This window comes from Xanthomonas sp. NCPPB 901, from assembly GCF_056725085.1.
The window spans coordinates 3,452,108-3,476,459 of record NZ_CM161511.1 but is presented as its reverse complement, the minus strand read 5'-3'; the positions used below and the strand labels follow the sequence as shown (position 1 = coordinate 3,476,459).

The window sequence follows — 24,352 nt, the reverse complement described above, 5'->3', positions numbered from 1 at the left end:
TCGGCCACAATGCGCCCAGCGCTTCTGGGAGGGAGATGCATGCACACGGACCTGCCGGCGTTCGCCACGCATACGGTCGACAACCAGCCGCCGCCGTTCGAACCGCGCGATCTGTGGGCCGACGACGCGGTGCTGCGCGCGGCCATCGCGCGCGAGGGCGGCGCCGCCTTCGCCGCGGCGCTCGCGCAGTACGGCGCACTGGCCGGCGATGCGCTGTACCGGCTCGGCTTCGACGCCAACCGCGACCGCCCGCGGCTGCGCACCCACGACCGCTACGGCCACCGCATCGATACGGTCGAGTTCCATCCGGCCTACCACCAGTTGCTGGACGTGGCCAAGCGCCATGGCGTGGCCGGGCTGTCCTGGCACACCCCGCAGCCGGGCGCGCACGTGGCACGCGCCGCGCTGAGTTACCTGCACCATCAGGCCGAGGCCGGCACCAGTTGCCCGCTGACCATGACCCACGCCGCGGTCGCGGTGCTGCGCCGGGACCCGGCCTTGCGCGACTGGGCCGACAAGGCCGCCGCACCGCATTACGACCCGCGCGATATGCCGATCGCCGACAAGGCCGGCATCACCCTGGGCATGGGCATGACCGAGAAGCAGGGCGGTTCGGACGTGCGCCGCAACGCCACCGTCGCCACGCCGCTGGACGGCAATGGCGCGTACACCCTGGTCGGGCACAAGTGGTTCTTTTCCGCGCCGATGTCCGACGGCTTCCTGGTGCTGGCGCAGGCCCCGGGCGGATTGACCTGCTTCCTGCTGCCGCGGCGCCTGCCCGACGGCCGACTCAACGCGCTGCGGCTGATGCGGCTGAAGGACAAGCTGGGCGACTGGTCCAACGCCTCCAGCGAAGTGGAGTTCGCCGGCGCCTGGGCGCAGCGCGTCGGCGAGGAAGGGCGCGGGGTGGCGCGGATCATCGGCATGGTGATGCTGACCCGGCTCGACTGCATGCTCGCCGCGGCCGCGCAGATGCGCATGGCGCTGGCGCAGGCGCTGCACCATGCGCGGCATCGCGTCGCGTTCGGCAGGCGCCTGGTCGAGCAGCTGCTGATGCGCAACGTGCTGGCCGATCTGGCCCTGGAAGCGGAAGCCGCCACCGCGTTCGCGCTGCGCGTGGCGCGCGCGGTGGACGCGGCCGATGCCGATGCCTCGGAAGCGGCGTTCGCGCGCATCGCCACCGCGCTGGGCAAGTACTGGCTGTGCAAGCGCGCGCCGGCCTTCGTCAACGAGGCGCAGGAATGCCTGGGCGGCGCCGGCTACGTCGAGGAGTCGATCCTGCCGCGGCTGTACCGGCAGGCGCCGCTGAATTCGATCTGGGAGGGCAGCGGCAACATCCAGTGCCTGGACGTGCTGCGCGCGCTGGCGCGCGAACCGGCCAGCGCCGCCGCGGTGCTGGCGGAGCTGCAGACGGCGGCCGGCAGCGACCGGGCCTACGACGCGGCGCTGGACGCACTGCGTGCGCCGTTGGCCGGCAACGCCGAGGTCGACGAGTTCAGCGCACGGCACCTGGCCGAACGCATCGCGCTGGCCTTGCAGGCCGCGCTCCTGCTGCGCAGCGCCAGCCCGGCCGCCGCCGCGTTCGTGCGCAGCCGCCTGGCCGGCGCGCATGGACTGGCGTTCGGCACACTGCAGGCGGGTGTGCCGGTCGAGGAATTGTTGGCGCGGGCCTTGCCGTAGGCGTGCGGAAAGCTACCCATCGCGCGGCCATTTGCTGGAAAGTGGGCTGGCCAGCGCTTCTTTCTCCGGTCCGGAGAAGGTGCCCCGAAGGGGCGGATGAGGGCACGACAGCCAGCGCCGCCAGGCAGCACGTGCAGCGACCACCGGCATCGCGCGGCCGTACCCTTACCCCAATCCCTCTCCCGGCGGGAGAGGAGCTAGGCGCTTACGCATCCCCAATCCCCAATCCCCGCGCCACAGGCGCTAGTGCTTGCCGCGCCGCCCCCCGCGCAGCGGCGTCGCCTCGACGGAAAGCGTGAAGCTGCGCTCCTCGCCGTCGAGCATCGCGCCGACGCCGACGAGCTGGCGCTTGATCTCCTCGCCGCGGCCGTTGCGGATGCTCACCAGCACGGTGTATTCCCAGGCGCTGCCGTCGGCCGGGTGACGGATGCTGCCCTCCACCCGCAGCGGCACCAGCGCCGACGGCGCCGTCTGCTGCAGCACCGCCGAATCGAAGCGCAGGTGGTGCTTGCACGCCGGGCAGACGCTGGCGCTTTCGAGAATGGTGGCCTTGCAGTGCGGGCAGGTCCGGGTCGCCCCCGGACTGCCGGGACGCGGGCTGCTCATGCGCCGGCGTCGGACTCCGCGGGCTTGCCGCCCTTGCGGGCGTGCTTGTCGTCGTCCCAGCCGAAGTCGGCCTGGCCGCGCATGCGCGAGCCGGCGGCCACGGTCAGCGAGCCGGCCTTGACGTCGCCGATCAGCGCGCCGGAGGCCAGCAGTTCCACCCGCGAGGCCGATTCGATGTTGCCTTCCAGCTCGCCGGCGATGATCACCTTGTCGGCGCGCACGCCGCCGCTGAGCTTGGCGCCGGTCTCGATGGTGAGATCGCCCTGCACGTTGACGTCGCCCTTGAACTTGCCGGCGATGCGGATATGGCCGGTGCCCTCGATCTTGCCTTCGATGCTGATGTCGGCGGCGATCAGCGATTCCTTCGCGGCCGGGGCCGGGGCGGCGGTGCGGGCGGCAGGTGCGGCGGCGGCGACCGCGGCAAGCGGTTCGCCCGGGGCGGCGTCGCCCGGCGGGCGCGGTTCCGGCGGCAACGCGCCGTTGCCGGGAACCGGCGGCAGGCCGTCCTTGCGCGCGGGACCCTGATCTTTCCAGATGGACATGGGCTGTCGTCTCCAGTCGGGGGAAGCGCGACTATCGCCGCTCTATCGCGTCGGTTTTGTGACGCTTTCTTCAAAACGGCGGCCCGGCCGTGGCCGCCGCCGTTCAGCCCATGCCGTCCAGTTCGGGGTCGTAGGCCTGCACCTGGTTGCGGCCGCAGCGCTTGGCCCGGTACAGCGCCGCGTCGGCCTTGCGCAGCAGGATGCCGGCGACCATGCCGTCGCGCGGGTAGCTGGCCACGCCGATCGACATCGTCACCGCCGGCAGCGCCTTGCCGTCCACGGTCGCGCTCAGCTGCTGGGCCGCGCTGCGGATCTGTTCGGCGATCGCCTGCGCCTGCTCCGGGCCGGTCTCCGGCAGGATCACCGTGAACTCCTCGCCGCCGTAGCGGCAGGCGATGTCCTCGCCGCGCAGCCGCGTCGACAGCATCTGCCCGACCGCGGCCAGCAGGCTGTCGCCGCCGCCATGGCCGTGCAGGTCGTTGAACTGCTTGAAGTGGTCCACGTCCAGCATCAGCAGCGACATCGGCGTCTGCCGACGCCCGCAGCGGGCCAGTTCGTGGTTGAGCGATTCTTCCAGGTAGCGCCGGTTGAACAGGCCGGTGAGCGGGTCGCGGATCGATTGCAGGCGCAGCGACTCGCGCAGGCGCAGGTTGCTCAACGCCAGCGACAGCTGCTCGGCGGCGGCCTCGGCAATGGCGATGCGCGGCAGCGGGCCGGTGCCGCGCCCGGCCAGGAACACGAAGCCCAACTGCGTGCCCTGCGCGGACAGGGGGATGCAGGCGGTGCTGGCGCCGGCGGCATACGGATCCTCGCGCAGGTGCGCGCAGGCCGAGTCGTGGCCCTGCGCGTGCACGAAATGGCTCTTGTCCCGGCGCAAGGCCCAGCAGTCCTGCGGCGCCACGGCCGGCTCGCTGCCGACCGGCGGCTCACCCCAACTGACGATCTCCTCGGCGCGGTCGCGCGAGGCGCGCAGCAGGTAGACGCTGCCGCCGGTGTCGGGCATCAGCGCGGCGAGCAGGCGCGCGGTCACCGTCAGCGCCTCGGCCGGCTCCACGCAGCTCTGCAACAGACCGGTGTAGCGGCTGAGCGCGTTGAGGTCCGCACTGGTGCGCTCCAACTCGCGGATGCTGGCTTCCATCCGTTCGTTGGCCACCGAGGCGGCCTGCTCGGCGCTGCTGCGGTTGCGCAGCTCGCGGAACAGCAGCGCGTAGACAACGCCGACGCTGCCCAGCCCGAACGGGATGCCGGCCAGGGCCAGCGCCAGCAGCATGTCGGCGCTGCGCTGGTTGGACAGGTCGCGGCGCTGCAGCAACTGCAGCTCCACGTCGATCATCTGCTGCACCTGGTCGCGGAGCGCGCTGGAACTCTGGTACACGTTCCGCGCCATCGCCCGCTGCAGCGCTTGCAGCCCCTCGCGCTGGTACACCGCGAGCATCTGCCGCATCTGCGTCAGGCGCGTGTTCGTCAATTGCTGCAGCACCTGTACATTGGCGCTCTGCACCGGATTGTCGGAAACCAGCTTGCGCAGTTGCGCCAGTTGCCGCGGCACGCGCTCGGCACTGTCGTAGTAAAGGGCCAGATAGGCCTGGTTGTTGGTCAGTTCGTAGCCGCGCAACGAGGACTCGGTCATCAGCAAGGTGGCTTGCACCTCGTCGATGTTGCGCAGGACTTCGTGGGTGTGGGCGACGCGCTCGGCGTCGTAGATCGCGCGTTGCGCGCCGGAGAAGACGCCGAAGCCGATCAGCACGAAGACCGCGGCGGAGAACAATAGGGCTAGACGGGTCCTGGCCCGTACACGATGAAGAATCGGCATCGCAAAAGTCTACTGTGACGGTGCAAACGCCTTGGGCCGGCGTCACAAAAAAGACCTTCCGAACCGGTGCGGCGCACGGCGCGCGCCGCGCCGCAGGCGCCGCCCCCGCGCAGGCGGGGGCGGCGGTGACTCAATGGCCTTCGCGGTCGCCGTTGTGCGGATCGTCGTTGGCGTTCTCGCGGGCCTTGTCGGCGACCTTCTGTGCCGCCTGGGCGGTGGCCTCGCTGGCGTCGGCCGCCATTTCCTTGGCGGCGGCCGAGGCGTCCTGCACGGCGTCGGAGTTGGCGGCACGGTGCGCGGCGTCGCGGGCATCGGCGGCCACTTCGCGCCCGGCCTGGGCGACCTGGCCGGCGGCTTCCTTGGCGGCCTCGCCGGTCTGCTCGGCGGCGACCTTGGCATCGCGCTGCGCCTGCTGCGCTTCGGGACCCTGGCAGCCGGCCAGTGCGAGGGCGCCCAGCAGGGCCACGATCGGGGTCTTGTTCATGCGGCTTCTCCATGCACGGGTGGGTGACGCGGCGCAGCCTAGGCGGGCGCGCATGCAGCCCGCGTCAAGGCGGGGCCTGGACGCGGGGCAGTGTTCAGGAAGGCGTTACAGGCCGGGCGGGGAGGAGGCGCCCGTGTTGGCAAGCTTGCCACTGCGCTGCGCACGCGGGCAGTGCGCAGCGTGCGCGCTTCCGCGCGTCCGCGTTTGCGCGGCGTGCGGCGGCGATGCGTCTCCGGCGCGGCGTTCGCGGCTGGCGTTTGGCCGGTTGCGTGGTCGCTACCGGCAGTGGCGATGCGTCGTCCAGGTCATGCGTGAAGGTCTGCATGCGGCGAGCGCGGAAGCGAGGCAATGGCATGGCGCGTCGTCATGTCGGGCAGGCGCGCTTGCGATGCCATGCCGCGGGCGGATGCCTGCCGTGGCAGCGCCGCGGGGGCCATGCGTGGACTTCGTTGTCCGCGCTCGGAAACTCAAGACGGTGGTGCGGTCGCGGCGCTCTTCGCCGCGCTCATCAGCGAACATCAGGCAAAGAAAAAGCCGCTGGCGGACCAGCGGCTCTTTCGGAACTGCCTGAAGCGAGAAGTGATTACTTCTTGGCTTCCTGGGCGGCGTCCTTCGCCTTCTCGGCGGTGTCTTCCGCAGCCTTGGCGGTGTCGGCAGCCTTGTCGGCAGCGGCATCGGTCGGGGCAGCGGCAGCAGCGGCCGAAGCGTCGGCAGCGGTGTTGGCGGCGGTCGCGGCGGTGTCGGCAGCGGCCTGAGCGGCGTCGGCGGTCTGGGCGCCGGCGGCAGCCGACTGGTCGGCAGCAGCCTGCGCGTCGGTGGCGGCTTCGTTAGCCGAAGCGGCGGCGTCCTGGGCCTGCTCCTGCTTCGAGCACGCGGCCAGGGCCAGGCCCAGGGCCATTGCGATCAGCAGCTTGTTGATGCTCATTGTGTCTATCCTCGTCGTTTAGTTAGGCAACGCGCGAATGCGCGCCCTCAACATGATGACAAGCCAAAGTCGGCTGTCAAGCGCACGCGCATTCATTTTTGTGTTTCAGGGGTTAATGCCAATCAAATCAATTCGATGGCGACCGCTGTCGCTTCACCACCGCCGATGCACAGGGTGGCGATTCCGCGGCGGCCGCCACGGCTGCGCAACGCATTTAGCAATGTCACCAGCAGTCGCGCACCGGAGGCGCCGATCGGATGGCCGAGCGCGCAGGCGCCGCCGTGGACGTTGACCTTGGCGTGGTCCAGGCCCAGTTCCTTGATCGGGACCATCGCCACCACGGCGAAGGCTTCGTTGATCTCGAACAGGTCGACCTGGTCCAGGCTCCAGCCGACCTGGTCGAGCAGCTTGCGGATCGCACCCACCGGCGCGGTGGTGAACCATTCCGGCGCCTGCGAGAACGTCGCGTGGCCGACGATCCGCGCCAGCGGCGCGACGCCGCGGCGGGCGGCCTCGTCGGCGCCCAGCAGCACCAGCGCGGCGGCGCCGTCGGAGATGCTCGAGGAGCTGGCCGCGGTGACCGTGCCGTCCTTCTTGAACGCCGGCTTCAGCGCGGGGATCTTGCTCACGTCGGACTTGCCCGGCTGTTCGTCGCTGTCGACCTGCACCTCGCCCTTGCGGGTGGCCACGGCGACCGGAACGATCTCGTCTGCGAAGGCGCCGTCGCGCTGCGCCGCCTGCGCGCGCGTCACCGACTCGATCGCGAACGCGTCCTGGTCCTGGCGGCTGAAGCCGAACTTCTCCGCGGTGGCCTCGCCGAACACGCCCATCGCCTGGCCGTCGTCGGGATTGGTCAGGCCGTCCCAGGCCATGTGGTCGACCGCCTGGAAATTGCCGTAGCGGTTGCCGGTGCGCGAGTTGGGCAGCAGGTGCGGCGCGTTGCTCATCGATTCCATGCCGCCGGCGACGACGATGCTGGCCGAACCGGCCTTGATCAGGTCGTGGCCCAGCATTACGGCCTTCATGCCCGAACCGCAGACCTTGTTGATGGTGGTGGCGCCGGTGGCGTCGGGCACGCCGGCCGCGCGCGCGGCCTGGCGCGCCGGGGCCTGGCCGAGGTTGGCCGGCAGCACGCAGCCCATGATGACTTCGGAAACGTCGGCGGCGGGGATGCCGGACTGCTCCAGCGCGGCGCGGATGGCCGCAGCGCCGAGCGTTGGCGTGGGCACGCCGTTGAACTGGCCCAGGAACGCGCCCATGGCGGTGCGCTTGGCCGCGGCGATGACGATCTCGGTCATGGCAAACCTTTACGGAAGATGTGCGTCGATTATCGGCCGCAGCGCCGGTTCTGCCAATCGCGTCAACCGCCGGGGCGGTCCTGTGGTCTGCATTCCGGTGTAAATTTGCCCAAGTTCAGCGCCGTCGTCGGCGGCCGCTAACGGGGGCAGTACCGGCGTGTATGGCCGGAAGACAGCATTGAGAGGGGAACACCATGCGGACATTGATGGCGCGGTCGCTGCTGGCGGCCGCTGTGGCGGTTGCGCTGACGTCCTGCGGAGGCGGCGGTGGCGGTGGCGGCAATCTGGTCCACGGCAGTCCGCCGCCGACCTCGCCGCCTCCGCCTCCCCCACCACCGCCGCCTCCGCCGCCGCCTCCGCCGACGTCGCCTCCGACCTCGCCGCCGCCGCCGCAGCCGGCCTTCGACGCGCACCTGACCTTGACCAATACGCTGGCCGCGCACGCCGCCGGCTACGACGGCAGCGGCTTCCGCATCGGCGTGGTCGACACCGGCGTCAACCGCAACCATCCGGCCCTGGCCGGGCGGGTGGTGTCGAACCTGATCTACGTCGATCCGAGCCAGAACAACACCGCAGTCGACGACGTCGACGGCCACGGCACCACCGTGGCGCAGCTGGCGGCGGGCAAGTCGGTCGGGCAGTGGCCGGGCGGCATCGCCCCGGGCGCGCAGATCGTGTCCGCGCGCATCATTGCCGATACCCCGCCCAAGGACGACGGCAGCGGCAGCGGCAACCAGGTCAGTGGCGGACTGGGCCTGACCCAGGTGCACCAGGACCTGATCAACGCCGGGGTCAAGGTGATGAACAATTCCTGGGGCGGCATCTACTGGACCGACCTGAACTCGACCAACGCCATCGCCGCCGAGTACCGCCCGTTCGTGCTCAGCTACGGCGGTCTGGTGGTGTTCGCCGCCGGCAACGAATCCAAGTCCACGCCCTCGGACATCGCCTCGCTGCCCAGCAAGGCCGGCCCCAACGGCACGCTGCCGGCGGCGGACCTGGAGCGCGGCTGGCTGGTGGTGGCCGCGGTCGACTCCAGCACCGGCACGCAGCTGGCCTCGTATTCCAACGCCTGCGGCGCGGCGATGCGCTACTGCCTGGTCGCGCCGGGCACCGAGGTGTTCGTCGATCCCAAGGCGACCACCTCCACCAGCAATCCCGATTACTACTACGGCAGCGGCACCTCGTACGCGGCGCCGCTGGTGTCCGGCGCGGCGGCGCTGGTCTGGCAGGCCTTCCCGTACTTCAGCAACGACCTGGTCCGGCAGACCCTGCTGGGCACCGCCACCGACCTGGGCACGCCCGGCGTGGACGCGACCTTCGGCTACGGCCTGCTCAACGTCGGCAAGGCGGTGCAGGGACCGGGCCGCTTCGACTGGGGTGATGTCACGGTGGCGTTCACCGGCAGCTCGACCTGGGCCAACGACATCGCCGGCAGTGGCGGCCTGATCAAGCAGGACAGCGGCACGCTGATCCTCAGCGGCACCCAGAACAGCTACAGCGGCGACACCCAGGTGCAGGGCGGCACGCTCAGCGCGGCCAGCCTCGGCAGTTCGAACGTGGCGATCAGCAATGGCGCCACCTTCGTCGGCACCGGCGCGCTCGGCGGCAGCGTCGCCAATGCCGGTACCTTCCAGGTCGGCGCGGCCACGCTGAGCCTGAGCGGCAACTACGTGCAGAGCAACAATGGCCGCCTGGCCCTGCTGGTCGGCGACAAGCTCTCGGTCGGCGGCAGCGCCACCCTGCAGGGCGGCTCGCTGTACGTGCTGGGCAAGCGCGACTACGTGGTCAACAACACCGCGTACAAGGTGCTGGAGGCCAACGGCGGACTCACCGGCACGTTCGCCTCGGTGACCACGCCGTCGAACGTGTTCCTAACCTCGTCGCTGTCCTACGACGCCACCAGCGCCTCGATCACCGTGCAGTCGCTGAGCGTCACCGCCGCCGCGGCCAGCTTCGGCAACATCACCGCCGCCACGCTGGCGTCGGCGACCCGCGTGGACGCGGCGTTCGCGCAGCTCAACACGCAGCTGAGCCAGGCCCCGGCCACGGTCGACGGTGCGCTGCTCAAGGCGGCCGGCGCGGTGCAGCAGTCGCCGAGCGTGGCGGCGGCGTCGGCGACCCTGCGCAGCCTGTCCGGCGAGGCGCATGCCGCGGCCACTGCGATGACCTTCGACACCATGGACCTGCAGCGGCGCGCGCTGTCCAGCCGCTTCGACACGCTGGTCCAGCAACCGCGCGCGGTCGGCGCCTGGAGCCAGCGCCTGGGCGAGACCGGGCAGGGCAGCTTCGCCGGCAGCCAGTTCCAGCTCGATGGCTGGCTGATGGGCCAGGACCTGCGCCTGGGCGAGCACGCGTTGGCCGGCTTCGCCTTCGGCGAGAGCCGCGCCAGCGACGCCGGCAGCCTGGACCGCAGCCGCAACCGCCAGGTGCAGGGCCAGGCCTACCTCGGCGCGGTGGCCGGCAATGCCTACGCGCTGGCGCAACTGGGCACTGGCCAGTACCAGCGCCAGCTCGACCGCAGCCTGCTGCTCGGCGATACCGTCGCCGACGCGTCCAGCCGCTACGCCGGCCGCTTCCTGTCCTCCAGCGTCGAGGTCGGCTATCGCGTCGGGCGCGGCCCGGCGTGGCTGACCCCGTATGCCGGCGCCGACTACAGCCGCATCGACAGCGACGGCTTCCGCGAGCAGGGCGGCGACGGCTTCGGGCTGATGGCCGGTGCCGCCAGTTCCTCGCGCAGCCAGGCGCTGGCCGGCCTGCGCGGCGGATTCGGCGGGCGCGGCTGGTCGCTGCAGGGCTATGCCGAATGGCAGCAGACGCTGGCCGCGCAGGGGCTGGACCGGCAGGCCAGCTTCGTCGGCGTGAACGCCTGGGCGCCGCTGGTGGACCTGCAGCCGGCGCGTTCGGGCGGCCTGTTCGGCGCCAGCCTGCAGACGCGCTGGAACGGGGGGCTGCTGGGGCTGGGCTACGACCAGCGGTTCGGCCCGCGCGGCGACGACCGTGCGGTGTCGCTGCGCTATCGCCTGGGCTTCTGATCCCGGACACGCGATCAGGCGCGTGCTGCGCCGGATCGTGGGCGGTCATGTACGGTCGGGACGTCCCGGCCTTGCGATCTGAGACCACGCCACCTGCGGTGCAGGCGGCGCGCGGCGTCACTCGCCGCGCAGATGGCCCATCGAGCGCGGTGCGGTGCGGCCCAGCGGCAGCTTGAGCTTGCCGATCGCCTGCATGCGCGCCTCGGCGATGCGGTCGGCGGCCTGTTGCGGCGGAATGTTCTCGCGCTCGGACAGGTCGAAGATCTTGCCGAGGTTGTGGTACATGCTGCGGATCAGCCGCATCGCGCGTTCGCGGTTGTAGCCGTCGATCTCCAGCGACACGTTCATCACGCCGCCGGCGTTGACCGCGTAGTCCGGCGCGTAGAGGATGCCGCGGCGGTGCAGTTCCTCGCCGACCGCGGGGTTGGCCAACTGGTTGTTGGCGGTGCCGCAGACGATCTTGACCTTCAGCCGCGGCAGCTTGGCCTCGTCGAGTGCGCTTTCCAGGGCGCACGGCGCCAGCACGTCGGCGGCGACGTCGTAGATCTCGTCCGGGGCCACCGCTTCGGCACCGTATTCGGCCACCGCGCGCGCGACCAGCGCCGGGTCCAGGTCGGTCACGTACAGCTTGGCGCCGCGTTCCTTGAGCAGCTTCACCAGCTCCATGCCGATGTGGCCCAGGCCCTGCACGGCGATGCTGGTCTTGCCGATCTCCTCATGGCCGAACTTGCGTTGCAGCGAGGCCATCAGCGCCTGCAGCGCGCCGTAGGCGGTGAACGGGGCCGGATCGCCGGAGCCGCCATGCACCTGGTGCACGCCGGTGACGTACTCGGTCTCCAGGTAGATCTGCTCCATGTCGTTGACGTCGGTGCCGACGTCCTCGGCGGTGATGTAGCGGCCGCCCAGCGAATCGACGTAGCGGCCGAAGGCGCGGAACAGCGCTTCGGACTTGTCGCTCTTCGGGTCGCCGATGATCACCGCCTTGCCGCCGCCGATGTTGAGCCCGGCCAGCGCGTTCTTGTAGGTCATGGTGCGGCTGAGCCGCAGCGCGTCCTGCAGCGCCGATTCGGTGTTGGCGTAGGGGCGCATGCGCACGCCGCCCAGCGCAGGGCCGAGTACGGTGTTGTGGATGGCGATGATCGCCTGCAGTCCCACGTCGCGGTTGTGGCAGAAGACGACCTGTTCGTGGCCGGTGTTGGCTAGCGTTTCGAAAAGCATGGGGGCTCCGCTGGCGTTGCAGGTGTCGGACACCATGGGTCCAGGAACGTGCCTGGTGGGTGGCGCAAAACAAAAACGCGACGGTTCCGGAACTGGCCCTGAGCGTCGCGATGGCGGCATTTTAAAGCAATTGCCGGCCGCCCGCGCGATGACGCTGCGGTCCGCGGGCACGGGCATCTCGCCGCGCTGTGCGACGCCAGGCGGCAAGCGGTGCGGGCGATCGCTTCGATCGCCTGATGGCGCCTGCCTGCGGGTGGCGTCGGCGTGAAGTGGTGTTGGCGGAGATGGGCAGACGCGGCGGCGGCCCGGGCCGGTCCTGTGTTGGCGGCGATGGACACTGGCGGGGCGGAATCGGTCGAATGCCGGCGCGACGGTGGCTGCTGCCGTGGCGGTGGCCCCGCATGCCACCGCGCCGCGGGTCACGCGCGCCGCCGGCACGGCGATCGCGCGACCATGGGGCGGGCGATGGACTAGCGGCGGACCCAATAGCCGGCGTGGAAGCGATAGGCGGGGCCGTAATGCTCCCAGCGCGGGCCGACGTAGACGTAGCCCGGCCGTTCCACCACGTAGCGGCCGGCGACCCAGACGTGGTGGTGTCCGTCCCACTGCCAATAGCCCGGCAGCCACACGTAGCCGGGCCGCACCACCACCCGTTCCACGCGCGGCGGCGGCGGCGCGGTGCGGACCGCCAGTTCCACCACCTCGCGCGCCTGCGCGGGCGCGACGGCCATGCCACCGGCGAGCGCGCCGCCGAGCAGGGAGGCCAGCAACAAGGGACGAGCGAACATACGATTCTCCGAAGGCATCGGCGGGGTGCCGATGCGGGAGGAAACGCCGCGGCCGGCGCGGCTGTTGACCGCGTCGCCGGCGCGCATTCATGCAGCGGATAGCCAGGCGCTGGCGCCGAGCGGCGGGACCGCCGCCGCGGGCGCGCATGCTGCAGCGCAACCTGCCCGCGCCGCGCCGCGCGCCTAGAATCGGGACATTCTCTTTTCGATGTCCGTCCGATGAGCATTCCCGCGTCCCGCGTTCCGTTGCCGCAGACGGACGCCAGTCCCTTGCGTTTCGTCACCGCCGCCAGCCTGTTCGACGGCCACGATGCGGCGATCAACATCATGCGCCGCCTGATCCAGGCGCAGGGCGCCGAAGTGATCCACCTCGGCCACAACCGCAGCGTCGAGGACGTGGTCCGCGCCGCGCTGCAGGAGGACGCCGACGCGATCGCGCTGTCGTCCTACCAGGGCGGCCACGTGGAGTACTTCAAGTACATGGTGGACATGCTGCGCGCGCGCGGCGCCGGCCACGTGCGGGTGTTCGGCGGCGGTGGCGGCACCATCACCCCGGAAGAGATCGCCGAGCTGCAGGCCTATGGCGTGGAGCGCATCTACCACCCGAACGACGGCATGAAGATGGGCCTGGTGGAGATGATCGAGGACGTGGTGGCGCGTGCAGGGCGCGCACGGGACGCGGGAGCCGCGACCCGGGACCCGGAGCAAGCCGGCACCTCGATTCCCGGCATCGACGACGAGATCGGCATCGGCAGGATGCTGTCGGCCATCGAAGACGGCGCGTTCTCCGAGGCCGAACTGGCCCTGCTGCGCAAGCAATGGCAATCCGGTCTGCCTCGCCCTGCCGAGCCCCGGATCCCGGGCCCCGGGGCTCGCAGCGGGCGCATCGCGCCCGTGCTCGGCCTGACCGGCACCGGCGGCGCCGGCAAGTCCTCGGTCACCGACGAATTGCTCAACCGCTTCCTGGCCAGCTTCCCGCAGATGCGCATCGCGGTGGTGTCGGTGGACCCCAGCCGGCGCCGCACCGGCGGTGCGTTGCTCGGCGACCGCATCCGCATGAACGCGCTGCGCAGCCCGCGCGTGTACATGCGCTCGATGGCCACGCGGCGCCAGCACGCCGCCACCAACCGGGTGCTGAAGGACTGCATCGCGCTGCTGAAGGGCATCGGCTACGACCTGGTGATCGTGGAGACCGCCGGCATCGGCCAGAGCGATTCGGAGATCGTCGATCTGGTCGATTTCCCGGTGTACGTGATGACCAGCGACTACGGTGCGCCGAGCCAGCTGGAGAAGATCGACATGCTCGACTTCGCCGAGCTGGTGGTGCTGAACAAGTACGACCGGCGCGGCGCCGAGGACGCGCTGCGCGACGTGCGCAAGCAGTGGCGGCGCAACCGTGCGGCATTCCAGTTGGACGATGAAGCGGTGCCGGTGTATCCGACCATCGCCAGCCAGTTCAACGACCCCGGCGTGAGTTGGATGTTCGTCAATCTGTGCCGCCTGCTGCGCGAGAAGCTAGCGACGCAGCCAGAGGCCGTGGCAGGCGCACCGGTGCACTGCGATTTCCGCCCGCAGTTGGACACGACGCTGAAGGAGCCGCGCGCCACCGTGTTGATTCCCGGCGCGCGCGTGCGCTACCTGGCCGAGATCGCCGAGCAGGGGCGGGCGCTCAATGCCGGGGTGCAGCGCCAGGCCGAGGCCGCCGACCGGGCGCAGGCGTTCTGGCGGGCCTTGCACGAGCTGCAGGATCCACAGCTGCCGGCGCAGCTGGAGCTGTATGCGGCGCACGACCTGCTGCCGGCGCCGCGCACCGCCGCCGATGCATCCGCTGACGCCGTGGACATGAGCCTGCTGTTGCTGCGCCAGCGCTACAACGATGCACTGCAGTCGCTCTCCAATGCGTCGCTGAGGCTGCTGCGCGAGTGGCCGCAACGGCTGAAGTCGATCACCGACCCGGTCACCGAATACGCGGTGCGCGGCAAGTCGATCCGGGTGGAGAACTACCGGCAGTCGCTGAGCCATCAGTCCATTCCGAAGATCGCCGCGCCGCGCTACAAGAGCTGGGGCGAACTGCTGACCTTCCTCGGCAAGGAGAACCTGCCCGGCAGCTATCCGTACACCGGCGGCGTGTATCCGTACCGTCGCAGCGGCGAGGACCCGATCCGCATGTTCGCCGGCGAGGGCACGCCCGAGCGCACCAATCGGCGCTTCCACTACCTGAGCGTCGGCCAGCCGGCGGCGCGCCTGTCCACCGCCTTCGACAGCGTCACCCTGTACGGCGAGGACCCGGCGCCGCGCCCGGACATCTACGGCAAGATCGGCAACTCCGGGGTCAACATCCCGACCCTGGACGACATGAAGAAGCTGTACTCCGGCTTCGACCTGTGCGCGCCGACCACCAGCGTGTCGATGACCATCAACGGCCCGGCGCCGATGATCCTGGCGATGTTCATGAACACCGCCATCGACCAGCAGGTGGAGAAGTACCTCAAGGGCGACGCGCAGCGCTGGGCGCAGGCCGAGCGCACCCTGGCGCAGTTGTTCGAAGGCCGCGAACGCCCGCGCTATCACGGCGCGCTGCCGCCGGGCAACGACGGCCTCGGCCTGGCCCTGCTCGGGGTCAGCGGCGACCAGCTGGTGGACGCGCCGACCTATGCGCAGATCAAGGCGCAGACCTTGTCCAGCGTGCGCGGCACGGTGCAGGCCGACATCCTCAAGGAGGACCAGGCGCAGAACACTTGCATCTTCAGCACCGAGTTCGCGCTGCGCATGATGGGCGACATCCAGCAGTATTTCGTCGAGCAGAAGGTGCGCAACTTCTACTCGGTGTCGATCTCCGGCTACCACATCGCCGAGGCCGGGGCGAACCCGATCAGCCAGCTCGCCTTCACCCTCAGCAACGGCTTCACCATCGTCGAGTACTACCTGGCGCGCGGCATGCACATCGACGACTTCGCGCCGAACCTGAGCTTCTTCTTCAGCAACGGCATGGACCCGGAGTACACGGTGATCGGCCGGGTGGCGCGGCGCATCTGGGCGCGGGCGATGCGCGAGCGCTACGGCGGCAACGAGCGCAGCCAGATGATGAAGTACCACATCCAGACCTCGGGCCGCTCGCTGCACGCGCAGGAGATCCAGTTCAACGACATCCGCACCACGCTGCAGGCGCTGTACGCGCTGTTCGACAACTGCAACAGCCTGCACACCAACGCCTACGACGAGGCGATCACCACGCCGACCGAGGAGAGCGTGCGCCGCGCGGTGGCGATCCAGATGATCATCAACAAGGAGCTGGGGCTGAACTTCTGCGAGAACCCCTGGCAGGGCAGTTTCATCGTCGAGCAGCTCACCGACCTGGTCGAGGAGGCGGTGTACAAGGAGTTCGAGGCGATCAGCGAGCGCGGCGGCGTGCTCGGCGCGATGGACACCATGTACCAGCGCGGCAAGATCCAGGAAGAGAGCCTGTACTACGAACACAAGAAGCACGACGGCAGCCTGCCGCTGGTCGGGGTCAATACATTCCTGCCCAAGGAGCACGCCGGCGAGACCGCGACCGAGATCGAGCTGATCCGTTCCACCGAGCAGGAGAAGGATCAGCAGATCGGCAACGTGCAGGATTGGCAGCGGCGCCGCAACGCGCTGGCGCTGGCCGACGACGGCGCCGGCCTGGGCGCGCTGCAGCGTACCGCGCGCGAGCGCCGCAACGTGTTCGCGGCGTTGATGGAGGCGGTCAAGACCCATAGCCTGGGCCAGATCAGCCACGCGCTGTACGAGGTGGGCGGCGAGTATCGGCGCAACATGTAGGTGTGGCGGCAGGACCCGGGCGGCTGGAAGCTGGCGCGGGTGCTCTGAATACGGCGATCGCGCGGCGCCCGAGCTGGCGCCGCACTGAGCCTGCGCGGCGCACTCGCCGCCCAGATGGAAGCGGTCAAGATCCAGAGTCTTGGCCAGATCAACCAGACAGTGATGCAGTGGGCGGCCAGTATCCGCGCACAACAGGCGCGAGAATGGCCGGCGCTGCGGCACGCCGCTTGCTTGTGACTGGGCGGCGCGATCGCGCGTTGTCCATGACCGCCTGATAGCGGTGGGCCACCGCATCACGTCGGCGTTGCGCAGAAGCCTGTGCGGCGTGCTTGAATGACACGGCGCGCCGGGGGGGGCGCGCACCGGTGGCCGGGCGCGGGGACCTGGCGATGTTTTGCGGATGACGACGATCGTGCCAATCATGTGGATTGCCATCAGTGCGCTGGTGCTGGGGCTGGGGGCCGGAATCTGGTGGTGGCTGCGCCGTGGTGGCGATGCCGCGCAGGCGCGCGCCGCCTCCGAGCAGGCCGATTTGCCCGATGCGCCGGCGGCACCCGCACGCGCCGCTGCGGTCGCGCCTGTTGCCGAGGCGGAGTCGGGCGTCGACCCATTCGCCGACCCAGCCCTGCTCGACCTGGATCCGGTAGCGGACGCGGCGATCCTCGCGCGCCTGTGCGAGCTGGCGTTCGCCGACCGGCCCGCGACTGCGGCGGGAGCGGCCGCCCCGACGGTCATGGCCGAGGCCGCCGCGGTGCTGGCGCGCATCGACGCGCATCCGCGCTATACGCCGCGGCGCCCGCACCTGCTGCCGCAGCTCACCCGCGCGATCAACGATCCGGCCGCCGGCGCCCACGCCATCTCCACGATCCTGGGCCAGGACCCGGCATTGGCCGGCAACCTGCTGCGCATCGCCAACAGCGTGGTCTACCGCCGCCATCCCGAGCCGATCGAGAACCTGGAACGGGCGGTGGCCCTGCTCGGCACCGAGGGCCTGCGCCAGATCGTGCTGGCGGCCCTGTTGCAGCCGGTGATCGTCGACGACGGCAGCGTCTTCGGCCGCTGTGCGGCGATCCTGTGGGAACACACCCTGCTGTCGGCGCACGCCGCCGCCCACGTGCCGGACCGCGAGGATGCCAACGCGGCGCAATTGCTGGCCCTGCTGTGCGGGCTGGGTGCGGTCGCGGTGGTGCAGGTGTTGCGCGATGCCTACGCACGCCACGGCGAGGTGGCGCCCACGCCGGCGGCGATGACCGAGATGCTGGAGACCTGGTCGTCGCATTGCGCCAAGGCGATTTCCACCGACTGGGGCCTGTCGCCGCGGGTGCAGCGGGCGCTGGAGGAACAGGCGGGCGATGCCGAGGTCGCGAGCATGAGTCCGCTCGGGCTGGCGCTGCGCCGCCATCGCGCCACTGCCGCCGCGCAGCTGGCGGCGCGCTACCGCCGCTAGGTGGCGCCGTTGGCTGGTGCATCCCGCGATTGGCCGAACCGTGCGGCAGCGGCGCTTGGCCATTCGGCGAGGCGGCAGGACATGGTCGTGGACGGCGACGCGACACCGCGTGCGGCGACGCGGGCGCGGATCAGCGTCGGGGACGCGACGCCCATGCCATGGACTGCGTTTGCCCGGCGCTCGCGCGTGCCGAGGCGCATTCGCGGGGTCATGCTGCGCGTCGGCAGCCTGGCGCTGGCCGCGGGCGGCGTCTTGGCGCACGACGTCGCGCCGGCGCTGGCATCGATGCCGCTTTGCTTGCTGGCGTTGTTGGCGCCGATCGCCGTCCATGCAGGCGGCCCCCTGTTCGCGGCGCGTGCGTGCGTCGCTGCCAGGTGGCCGCTCGGTGCCGCGTGGAGCCGGCCATGAGCTTGGCCGGGACGAAACGCGGTGCGTGGATGCCAGCGCCTTGGCTCAATCGGCTGCTGACCGGCGTGCAGGGTGTGTTGCTGTTGATCGGCGTCTCGGCGATGGCGGTCGGCGCCATCGCCCTGGTCCACGGCGTCTGGGCGCCGGGTATGGTCGAACTGCCGGTGATAGTGCTCAGTCTTCCGCTCGCGACCATGGCGACGGTCGCGCTGCACGAGTGCGGTCATGCGTTGGCTGCGCGGGCCGCGGGCATGATCGTCTACCTGATCCATCTCGGTCCGCTGCAACTGCATGCGCGCCGCCGTGGCTGGAGAATGCGCTGGCGGCGCGCTCGCCCCGGCCAACCGATGGGCTTCGTGTTGCCTGTGCCGGATCCCGCCCTGCCGCTGTGCAGGCAGTATCGATTGACGATCGCCGGTGGGCCGGCGGCCAATCTGCTGGTGGCCGCGATCGCATGGCTCGCCGCGCGAGGCGCCGGGGTGGACAGCAACCTGGGCGCATTCTGCGTTGGCGTCGGCGTGTTCAACCTGGCGGTTGCGCTGATCAATCTGTTGCCGGTGCAGGGCCGCTCGGGAGCGACCGACGGCTTGCAGTGGGTGAATGTCGCGCAGTGGCGCGACGCGGATGCGCCGGCATACGTGCTCGCCGAACTCAATGGGTGGACGTGCAAGGGCGTCACCGCGGACAAGCTGCCGCCGTCCCGCCTGGACGTGCTGGCACGCAGCGATCTGGCCCTGTGCCACAGCTGGTTCGCGTTGAAGGCGGCGCAACAGCGTGGCCAGTGGCGGGAGGCGGCGGACCTGCAACCGCAGATGGAACAGCGCCTCGCCGAGGCGGGACCCGCGGCCGCGCACTGGGACACGCTCGTCATGCTGCTGCGGTGCGAATTCGCGTTTTCGCGCGCAATGGCGGGAAGCGCCGAGGTCGAGCTGCTGGATGCGGGACTGACGGCGGACGCCGACTGGATCGCCCCTGCGCTGCGCCCGCGCTGCCAAGCGTTGATGGCCGTGCGGCGCGGCGACGCTGCGGCCGCGCAGGCGTGGTTGCGCCTGGCGGAGGCGGCGGCCGACGATCAGGTCGATCGCGCCCTGCGGACCACCGAAGCGGTGCTGCGCGATGCGATCCGTCGGCAGGCATGTCCGCAGGCCGAATGACCCGTGCTCCAGCATGGCCGCCGCCGTGCGCTGCCTGCACGAAGCGCGGCGCGATTTTGCCCCCTTATGTAGGAGTCATGTGCCAAGCAGGCCGGAGGCGGCCTGCGTCGCAGCGCGTTCCGGCTGCACGCATGCAGCCGGTGCGCCGGTGGCGTGGCGAGCGCGTCTGCCTCAGCGCAGCGGCACGTCGGCGACCTTGTCCTGGTAGTCGCGCTTGGGGTCGATGCCGAACAGCACCTTGATGCCGGCCACCAGGCTGGAGCCGTTGAGCCAGATCTGCGCGTGATCCGGATCCAGGCGCAGCAGCGCCAGCTTGGGATCGTCCTTGCCCTGTTCGTACCAGGCGTCGATGAAGCCGTTCCACAGGCGCTCGATCACCGCCTGGTCGTTGTCCACGCTGAGCGTGCCGCTGATGCTGGCGAACAGGTCGTGGTTCTTGGCGCTGAACGCCGCGATCACCCGCTGGCTCTGCGTGAGCTTCTGCACCAGCGCGTTGTCCTTGGAGGTGAAGAACCAGATCGGGCCGCCGTGATCGCCCTCGAACTGCGCGGTCATCGGCCGCGCGTGGCCGTCCTCGACGCCGTCCAGGCCCAGCATCACGGTGCGGTCGGACTTCAGTGCCTTCCAGAATTTCTCTTCCAGTTCCTGCGGGCTGGCCATGTGGATCTCCGAGCGGGCGACAGTGCCCGCCTGCACTGTGCCGGGGTGGGCGCGCGCGGTCCGTGATGGGAGGGTGCAGGCGATGTGGAGAGTCAGTGCGCGCGCGGCGCTGTAGGCACGGGCTGTGGTGCGGTGTGCGCTGGAGCGCCGCGCAGCGCTGCACGGCATCGTCGGCGGTGCGGCCCTGTCGGGGGCGCCCATCGTTCGCAAGGAGGTCGCCAGGGCATCGTGCGATCTGTACTCCACAGTTGTGGTGGTTCGAGCGCCAGAGTTTCTGGCGGGCTGGCTGCGCCGCGCGGAATGGTTCACGGCGCGCCGCACCGTGCACGGCGCGTGCATCCGCGTTTCACCGCGTGCGCATGCCGTGCTGGCTAGTCTGCGCGACGAGCGTCGGCCGCGTGCCGGCGCCCGCGCACGCCGCCACGGCTTGCGCATGTCCTCGTTACCGGGAAGACCGCATCATGATCAAGTGGGCCATCATCATCGCCATCATCGGACTCATCGCCGGCGCGCTCGGCTTCAGCGGCGTGGCGGGCGCGGCGATGGGCGTCGCCAAGTTCCTGTTCTGGGCCGGTATCGTCATCGCCCTGGTGCTGTTCGTGCTCGGCACGATGCTGGCCAAGAAGGTCAGTTGAGCCGAGAAGATCCGTTGAACAAGGGTGCTCGACCGCGCGGCGGGCAGGGCGCCCCGCCTTGGACTGCAGCGCGGACGCCGTGCTGCAGCATCGACGGACGCGACGCATCGCGTCGGCGCCCGCGTGCCCGGCGTGGGCCGGTGGACGTCTAGGCGTCGTTCGGAGTGTCAGCGTTGTCCGACGTGGTGCTGTCGTCGGACGCGGGCTTGGCCGCTGCGCGTGCTTCGCGCTTGCGCGCGTCCTTCTCTTCCTGCTGTTTCTTCTTGGCCAGCTCGCGCTGACGCTTTTCGAAGGAATAGTTGGGCTTGGCCAATGCGTTTCTGCCGTCTGGGGAATGGCATGAGTGTAGCGCGCTGCGCGGCGCTGGCGTGCGAAACGGACAGGCCGTCGTCGGGACGGCCTGTCCTAGGCGCAGGTGCGGGAGTACGGCCCTCCCGGACCTTGGCTTACGGGCTCAGGTACTGCTGGATGGACGAATACACGTCGGCGAAGCGCGAGTAGTAGTCGGGATCGTTCGGGGCGCTGCAGTACGAGCTGCCGCCATACAGGCCGCCGCGCAACTGATAGGCGCCGCTGCTGTTGACGGTGAACAGGCCGGAGCCGGACGAGCCGCCTTCGGTGACGCCGGTGTTCCACTGCACGCGGTACAGCGGCGACCTGCCGCCGGCCGAGGTGGACAGTGCGGTGACCGTGCCCAGCGAATACTTCTTGACGTCGCCGGCGGGGTGGTGGATGCCTTCGATCGCGGTGCCGGTCGAGCCGATCGCCGAACTGCTCCAGCCCGCGTAGAACGCGCCGCTGGGCGGGGTGCTCTTCAGCTCCAGCAGCGAGGTGTCGCGGGTGGTGTTGGCATGGCGCAGGTAGGCGCCGCCGCCGAGCGTGGTGTAGTTGGAGTTGACCGTGGAGCCACCGCAGGTGGTGGCGTCGTAGAACCAGTAGGTCTGCAGCGTGTTGGCCACGGCCTGGGTGCTGATGCAGTGCGCCGCGGTCCAGAACAGCGGCTTCTTCGGCGAATTGCTGTTGTTGAGCAGGGTGCCGGTGCACAGGTAGGTGCTGCCGCCGCTGGTGAAGGTCATCCGCGCCACCGACTTGGCCGCCGAGGTGAAGCCGGAGGTCGGATTGGCGCGGCAGACGATGTCGCGCTCGCACGAATCGCTCTCGCCGATCATCGGCCGCATCATCGTGTCGCTGGCGACCGGGCTGATGTCCAGGTGCGACAGCTGCGGGATCTTCAGCGCGAAGCCCTGCGGATACTGGCCGGCCGGCAGTTCGATCTCCACCACCATGCGCGCGCCGGCGATCACCGCCGACCAACCGGGCTGGCTGCCGGCGAAATCGGCGCCGCTCTGCTGGAACACGCGGCCGTCCTCGCCGGCGAAGCGCAGCGTCGCCTTGCCCGGATCGCCGGGCTGGGCGCCGCTGCCGCTGAGCTGCAGCGCCGCGCGCAGCGCCTGCGCGTTGGTCGAGACGATTTCGAAACTGGTGACCTGGGCGCCATTGGGCAGGGTCTGCCAGCGCAGGCGGCGCAGGTTGATCTCGGGCTTGGCGATGTCGCGGGAAAAGCCGATCTGCAGCGGCTGGCCGTTCTTGACCTGCTGCCCGCGCGCCTGCTTCATCGCGGCGGCCTTGGTGCTGTCGGGTGCGGCCAGTTCGATCAGGCGCGGCGCGTGCGCGCTGCCCGAGGTGAGGCTGCGCAGTTCCGCGCCGCCGAGCGCGGCGGCATCCGGACGCGCTTGGACCGGGGCGGAATCCATCTCGGCTGCTGGGGGAGTGGCAGCCATGGCGACGGGGGACAGGCCGGCAATACCGGCCAGCAACGCCATGTACAACGCATGCTTGCGATTCATCGATCTTCCTTCTGCGAAGAGGGACGAGACCATCCGGCAGGGGACCGGATGCCGTTGCACCCGAGTTCAGGGTGCCTGCCGAGGCTACGGGCGACGCCACGACCAATGCGTGCCCGACGTCACGCTCGGGAGGCCGGTTTCGTAGACAGCTGCACACATTGCGTGTGACGGCGGGTTATGCGTGAGGCATAAAAAAGCCCCTCCCGCGTGTGCGGGAGAGGCGATGCGAACGCCGTGACGCGAAGCAGCGCGCGCTCAGCGGCGCCGGTTCGACGGCACGAACTTGTACAGCTTGTTGACCCCGGTGCCGAAGTTGAAGCGGCTGTAGCCGGCCCCCCAGTACACCGCGCCATCGACGATCGCCGGTGCGCTGGACACCGAGCCGCCGGCATCGAAGCTCCACAGGGTGGTGCCGGTCTTCGCGTCGAGGACGGTCATCGCGCCGGACATCGAACCGGCATAGACCAGGCCCGGCGACGACGCCAGCGGGCCGCGGCCGCCGGCGCCGAACGCGGTCTGCACCGGATCGGTGCCCGGCACCTTGACCTGCCACAGGATCTTGCCGCTGCTCGCATCCAGCGCGGCCCAGGAGCCGGCGTTCCAGGTCTCGGTATTGCCCGGCGCCAGCGTGTACGGCGTGTGCCCGTTGTTGTTGATGGCCACGTACACGCGTGCGGCGAACGGATCCACCGACGAGCCCCATTCGATGCCGCCGGCGGTGCCGCCGGGGCCGACCTGGGTCGACCACACGGTCTGTCCGCTGTCGGCATCGAAGGCCCAGTACACGCCGCTCTTCTGCCCGGCGCCGACCAGCGCCTGCGGCTTGCCGTTGCGGATCACCGTGAACAGGTTGGCGCCGCCGCCGCTGAAGTCGTAGTCGGGCCCTTGCGGGTCCTGGCACAGGCCATTGGTCGGTGCGACCAGGCACGACAGCGACCACGCATCGGCGCCCTGCAGGCGGCGCGTCCACACCGGCTTGCCGCTGCGCATGTCCAGCGCCAGTACCGAATCGACGTAGTTGTCCGGCGCCATGCACGCCAGCTGCGCGGTCTTGTCGCCGTTGGCGTTCTTGACGCAGCTGGCCACGTCGGTCGGCACCGAGTAGTTGTTGCCGGTGGTGGCGTAGACGCGCTGGCGCAGCGGGTCGATCGCCAGCGTGCCCCACACCGACGCGCCGGTATAGCCTTCCGGCGTGGTGCGGAAGCTCCACAGCAGCTTGCCGGTCTTCAGGTCCAGGGCGGCGACGCTGCCGCGGAAGGAGTACTTGTAGCCGGCGCTCAGCCCGCCCCAGTCGCCGGAGGAGACGCCGACGTACACGCGGTCGCCGTAGATCACCGGCGAGGCGGTGATGCGTGCCTGCGGGTTGGACTCGACCAGGGTCTTCCACAGCAGCTTGCCGGTGCTCTTGTCGATCGCCAGCACGGTGCCGCTGGCCTGGTCGCCGACCAGGACGCTGTCGCGCGCGATCGCCGGGCTGTTGCGCGACAGCGAGCCGGCGATGCCGGTGTAGTCGGCCAGCTTCACCTGCCACACCGCCGTGCCCAGGTCGGTGTCGATGCGATACAGCTGGCCGCCCCAGTCCGGCACGTACAGCGCCGTGCCCTGCACGGTCGGCGTGGCCGACACGTCGCCCTGGGTGGTGAAGGTCCACGCGGTCTTCAGGCGCGCCGCGTTGGACGGCGTGATCTGCCATTCGCCGGGCGCGAAGCGGGTGTTGAGGAAGCCGCCGCCGGCGCTGTCCCAGAGGCTGTGCGTCGCGAACGGCGTGCCGCCGGAGAACGTGCTGCGCCATTGCGCGCTGGCGGCGGTGGTGTCGGCGCTCGCCGCTGCGGTGCCTGCGGACTGCGCCATCGCCATTGCGCTGAACATCAAGCCGGGAATCAGCGCCAGCCGCAGGCGGGAGTGGTTCTGGTGTGCATCACGCGTTTTCATGGATGTCCTTCGGGCTTGGGAGTGAGGATCCCCCCGTCACGTCCGCGGCCATCCTAGAAGCGGAAATCCTTGCGTG

General features: G+C 70.3%; 19 protein-coding genes. 7 read left to right on the top strand and 12 right to left on the bottom strand.

From position 1 onward, the window contains the following. Positions 1-24 precede the first annotated feature (24 nt). Positions 25-1,680, top strand: coding sequence for an acyl-CoA dehydrogenase family protein (locus AC1PME_RS14530; RefSeq protein ID WP_481098125.1), 1,656 nt, complete (start codon positions 25-27; stop codon positions 1,678-1,680). A 243-nt stretch (positions 1,681-1,923) separates the two neighbouring features. On the opposite strand, the gene AC1PME_RS14525 is transcribed toward AC1PME_RS14530, so the two are convergent. The 6 genes from AC1PME_RS14525 to AC1PME_RS14500 form a co-directional block, all read right to left on the bottom strand. Beyond that, positions 1,924-2,286 (bottom strand): hypothetical protein, encoded by a 363-nt coding sequence (locus tag AC1PME_RS14525; protein ID WP_254458682.1) that lies wholly within the window; start codon positions 2,284-2,286, stop codon positions 1,924-1,926. After that, the gene (locus tag AC1PME_RS14520) at positions 2,283-2,828 is read right to left on the bottom strand and encodes a bactofilin family protein (RefSeq protein WP_307551591.1); all 546 of its coding nucleotides are present in this window, start codon (positions 2,826-2,828) and stop codon (positions 2,283-2,285) included. Before AC1PME_RS14520 ends, AC1PME_RS14525 begins: the two co-directional genes overlap by 4 nt. Before the next feature lie 103 nt (positions 2,829-2,931). Beyond that, on the bottom strand, positions 2,932-4,641 hold the full coding sequence (locus AC1PME_RS14515) for a sensor domain-containing diguanylate cyclase (protein WP_307551589.1): 1,710 nt from the start codon (positions 4,639-4,641) through the stop codon (positions 2,932-2,934). 130 nt (positions 4,642-4,771) lie between these two features. Beyond that, entirely contained in the window at positions 4,772-5,125 is a 354-nt protein-coding gene (locus AC1PME_RS14510; protein WP_254458679.1) for a hypothetical protein, read from the bottom strand. 583 nt (positions 5,126-5,708) lie between these two features. Continuing rightward, the gene (locus AC1PME_RS14505) at positions 5,709-6,050 is read right to left on the bottom strand and encodes a hypothetical protein (protein WP_307551587.1); all 342 of its coding nucleotides are present in this window, start codon (positions 6,048-6,050) and stop codon (positions 5,709-5,711) included. Positions 6,051-6,172: 122 nt separating this feature from the next. After that, on the bottom strand, positions 6,173-7,348 hold the full coding sequence (locus AC1PME_RS14500; RefSeq protein WP_307551586.1) for a thiolase family protein: 1,176 nt from the start codon (positions 7,346-7,348) through the stop codon (positions 6,173-6,175). A 194-nt stretch (positions 7,349-7,542) separates the two neighbouring features. On the opposite strand from AC1PME_RS14500, the gene AC1PME_RS14495 reads away from it, so the two are divergent. Then, entirely contained in the window at positions 7,543-10,383 is a 2,841-nt protein-coding gene (locus tag AC1PME_RS14495) for a S8 family serine peptidase (protein WP_481096235.1), read from the top strand. 117 nt (positions 10,384-10,500) lie between these two features. Here AC1PME_RS14495 and AC1PME_RS14490 read toward each other — a convergent pair whose 3' ends face one another. Together AC1PME_RS14490 and AC1PME_RS14485 are read right to left on the bottom strand one after the other, a co-directional pair. After that, a complete protein-coding gene (locus AC1PME_RS14490) occupies positions 10,501-11,601 on the bottom strand; it encodes a Glu/Leu/Phe/Val dehydrogenase dimerization domain-containing protein (protein WP_481096234.1) in 1,101 nt (366 codons plus the stop codon). A 470-nt stretch (positions 11,602-12,071) separates the two neighbouring features. Further along, positions 12,072-12,389, bottom strand: a complete 318-nt coding sequence (locus AC1PME_RS14485; protein ID WP_481096233.1) for a YXWGXW repeat-containing protein — start codon at positions 12,387-12,389, stop codon at positions 12,072-12,074. Between the two features lie 219 nt (positions 12,390-12,608). Here AC1PME_RS14485 and AC1PME_RS14480 point away from each other — a divergent pair, with 219 nt between their 5' ends. From AC1PME_RS14480 to AC1PME_RS14465, 4 genes are all read left to right on the top strand, one after another. Then, complete coding sequence (locus AC1PME_RS14480) at positions 12,609-16,193, top strand: methylmalonyl-CoA mutase family protein (RefSeq protein ID WP_481096232.1); 3,585 nt, start codon at positions 12,609-12,611, stop codon at positions 16,191-16,193. A gap of 421 nt (positions 16,194-16,614) precedes the next feature. Continuing rightward, positions 16,615-17,640: an HDOD domain-containing protein gene (locus tag AC1PME_RS14475; protein WP_481096231.1), complete on the top strand. Its 1,026-nt coding sequence runs from the start codon at positions 16,615-16,617 to the stop codon at positions 17,638-17,640. Positions 17,641-17,721: 81 nt separating this feature from the next. After that, the gene (locus AC1PME_RS14470; RefSeq protein WP_307551576.1) at positions 17,722-18,048 is read left to right on the top strand and encodes a hypothetical protein; all 327 of its coding nucleotides are present in this window, start codon (positions 17,722-17,724) and stop codon (positions 18,046-18,048) included. Then, positions 18,045-19,202, top strand: a complete 1,158-nt coding sequence (locus AC1PME_RS14465; protein WP_481096230.1) for a M50 family metallopeptidase — start codon at positions 18,045-18,047, stop codon at positions 19,200-19,202. Before AC1PME_RS14470 ends, AC1PME_RS14465 begins: the two co-directional genes overlap by 4 nt. 171 nt (positions 19,203-19,373) lie before the next feature. Here AC1PME_RS14465 and AC1PME_RS14460 read toward each other — a convergent pair whose 3' ends face one another. Beyond that, positions 19,374-19,862: a pyridoxamine 5'-phosphate oxidase family protein gene (locus tag AC1PME_RS14460; RefSeq protein ID WP_254458669.1), complete on the bottom strand. Its 489-nt coding sequence runs from the start codon at positions 19,860-19,862 to the stop codon at positions 19,374-19,376. Between the two features lie 461 nt (positions 19,863-20,323). On the opposite strand from AC1PME_RS14460, the gene AC1PME_RS14455 reads away from it, so the two are divergent. Further along, a complete protein-coding gene (locus AC1PME_RS14455; RefSeq protein ID WP_254458668.1) occupies positions 20,324-20,497 on the top strand; it encodes a DUF1328 family protein in 174 nt (57 codons plus the stop codon). A 148-nt stretch (positions 20,498-20,645) separates the two neighbouring features. On the opposite strand, the gene AC1PME_RS14450 is transcribed toward AC1PME_RS14455, so the two are convergent. The 3 genes from AC1PME_RS14450 to AC1PME_RS14440 all read right to left on the bottom strand — a co-directional run bounded on the left by AC1PME_RS14450 (position 20,646) and on the right by AC1PME_RS14440 (position 24,276). Beyond that, positions 20,646-20,810, bottom strand: coding sequence for a hypothetical protein (locus AC1PME_RS14450; RefSeq protein ID WP_254458667.1), 165 nt, complete (start codon positions 20,808-20,810; stop codon positions 20,646-20,648). A gap of 133 nt (positions 20,811-20,943) precedes the next feature. Next, positions 20,944-22,344 carry a trypsin-like serine peptidase gene (locus AC1PME_RS14445; protein WP_481096229.1) on the bottom strand — a complete coding sequence of 467 codons (1,401 nt, stop codon included), beginning with the start codon at positions 22,342-22,344 and terminating at the stop codon, positions 20,944-20,946. A 255-nt stretch (positions 22,345-22,599) separates the two neighbouring features. Next, positions 22,600-24,276, bottom strand: coding sequence for an outer membrane protein assembly factor BamB family protein (locus tag AC1PME_RS14440; protein WP_481096228.1), 1,677 nt, complete (start codon positions 24,274-24,276; stop codon positions 22,600-22,602). Positions 24,277-24,352: the final 76 nt, after the last annotated feature.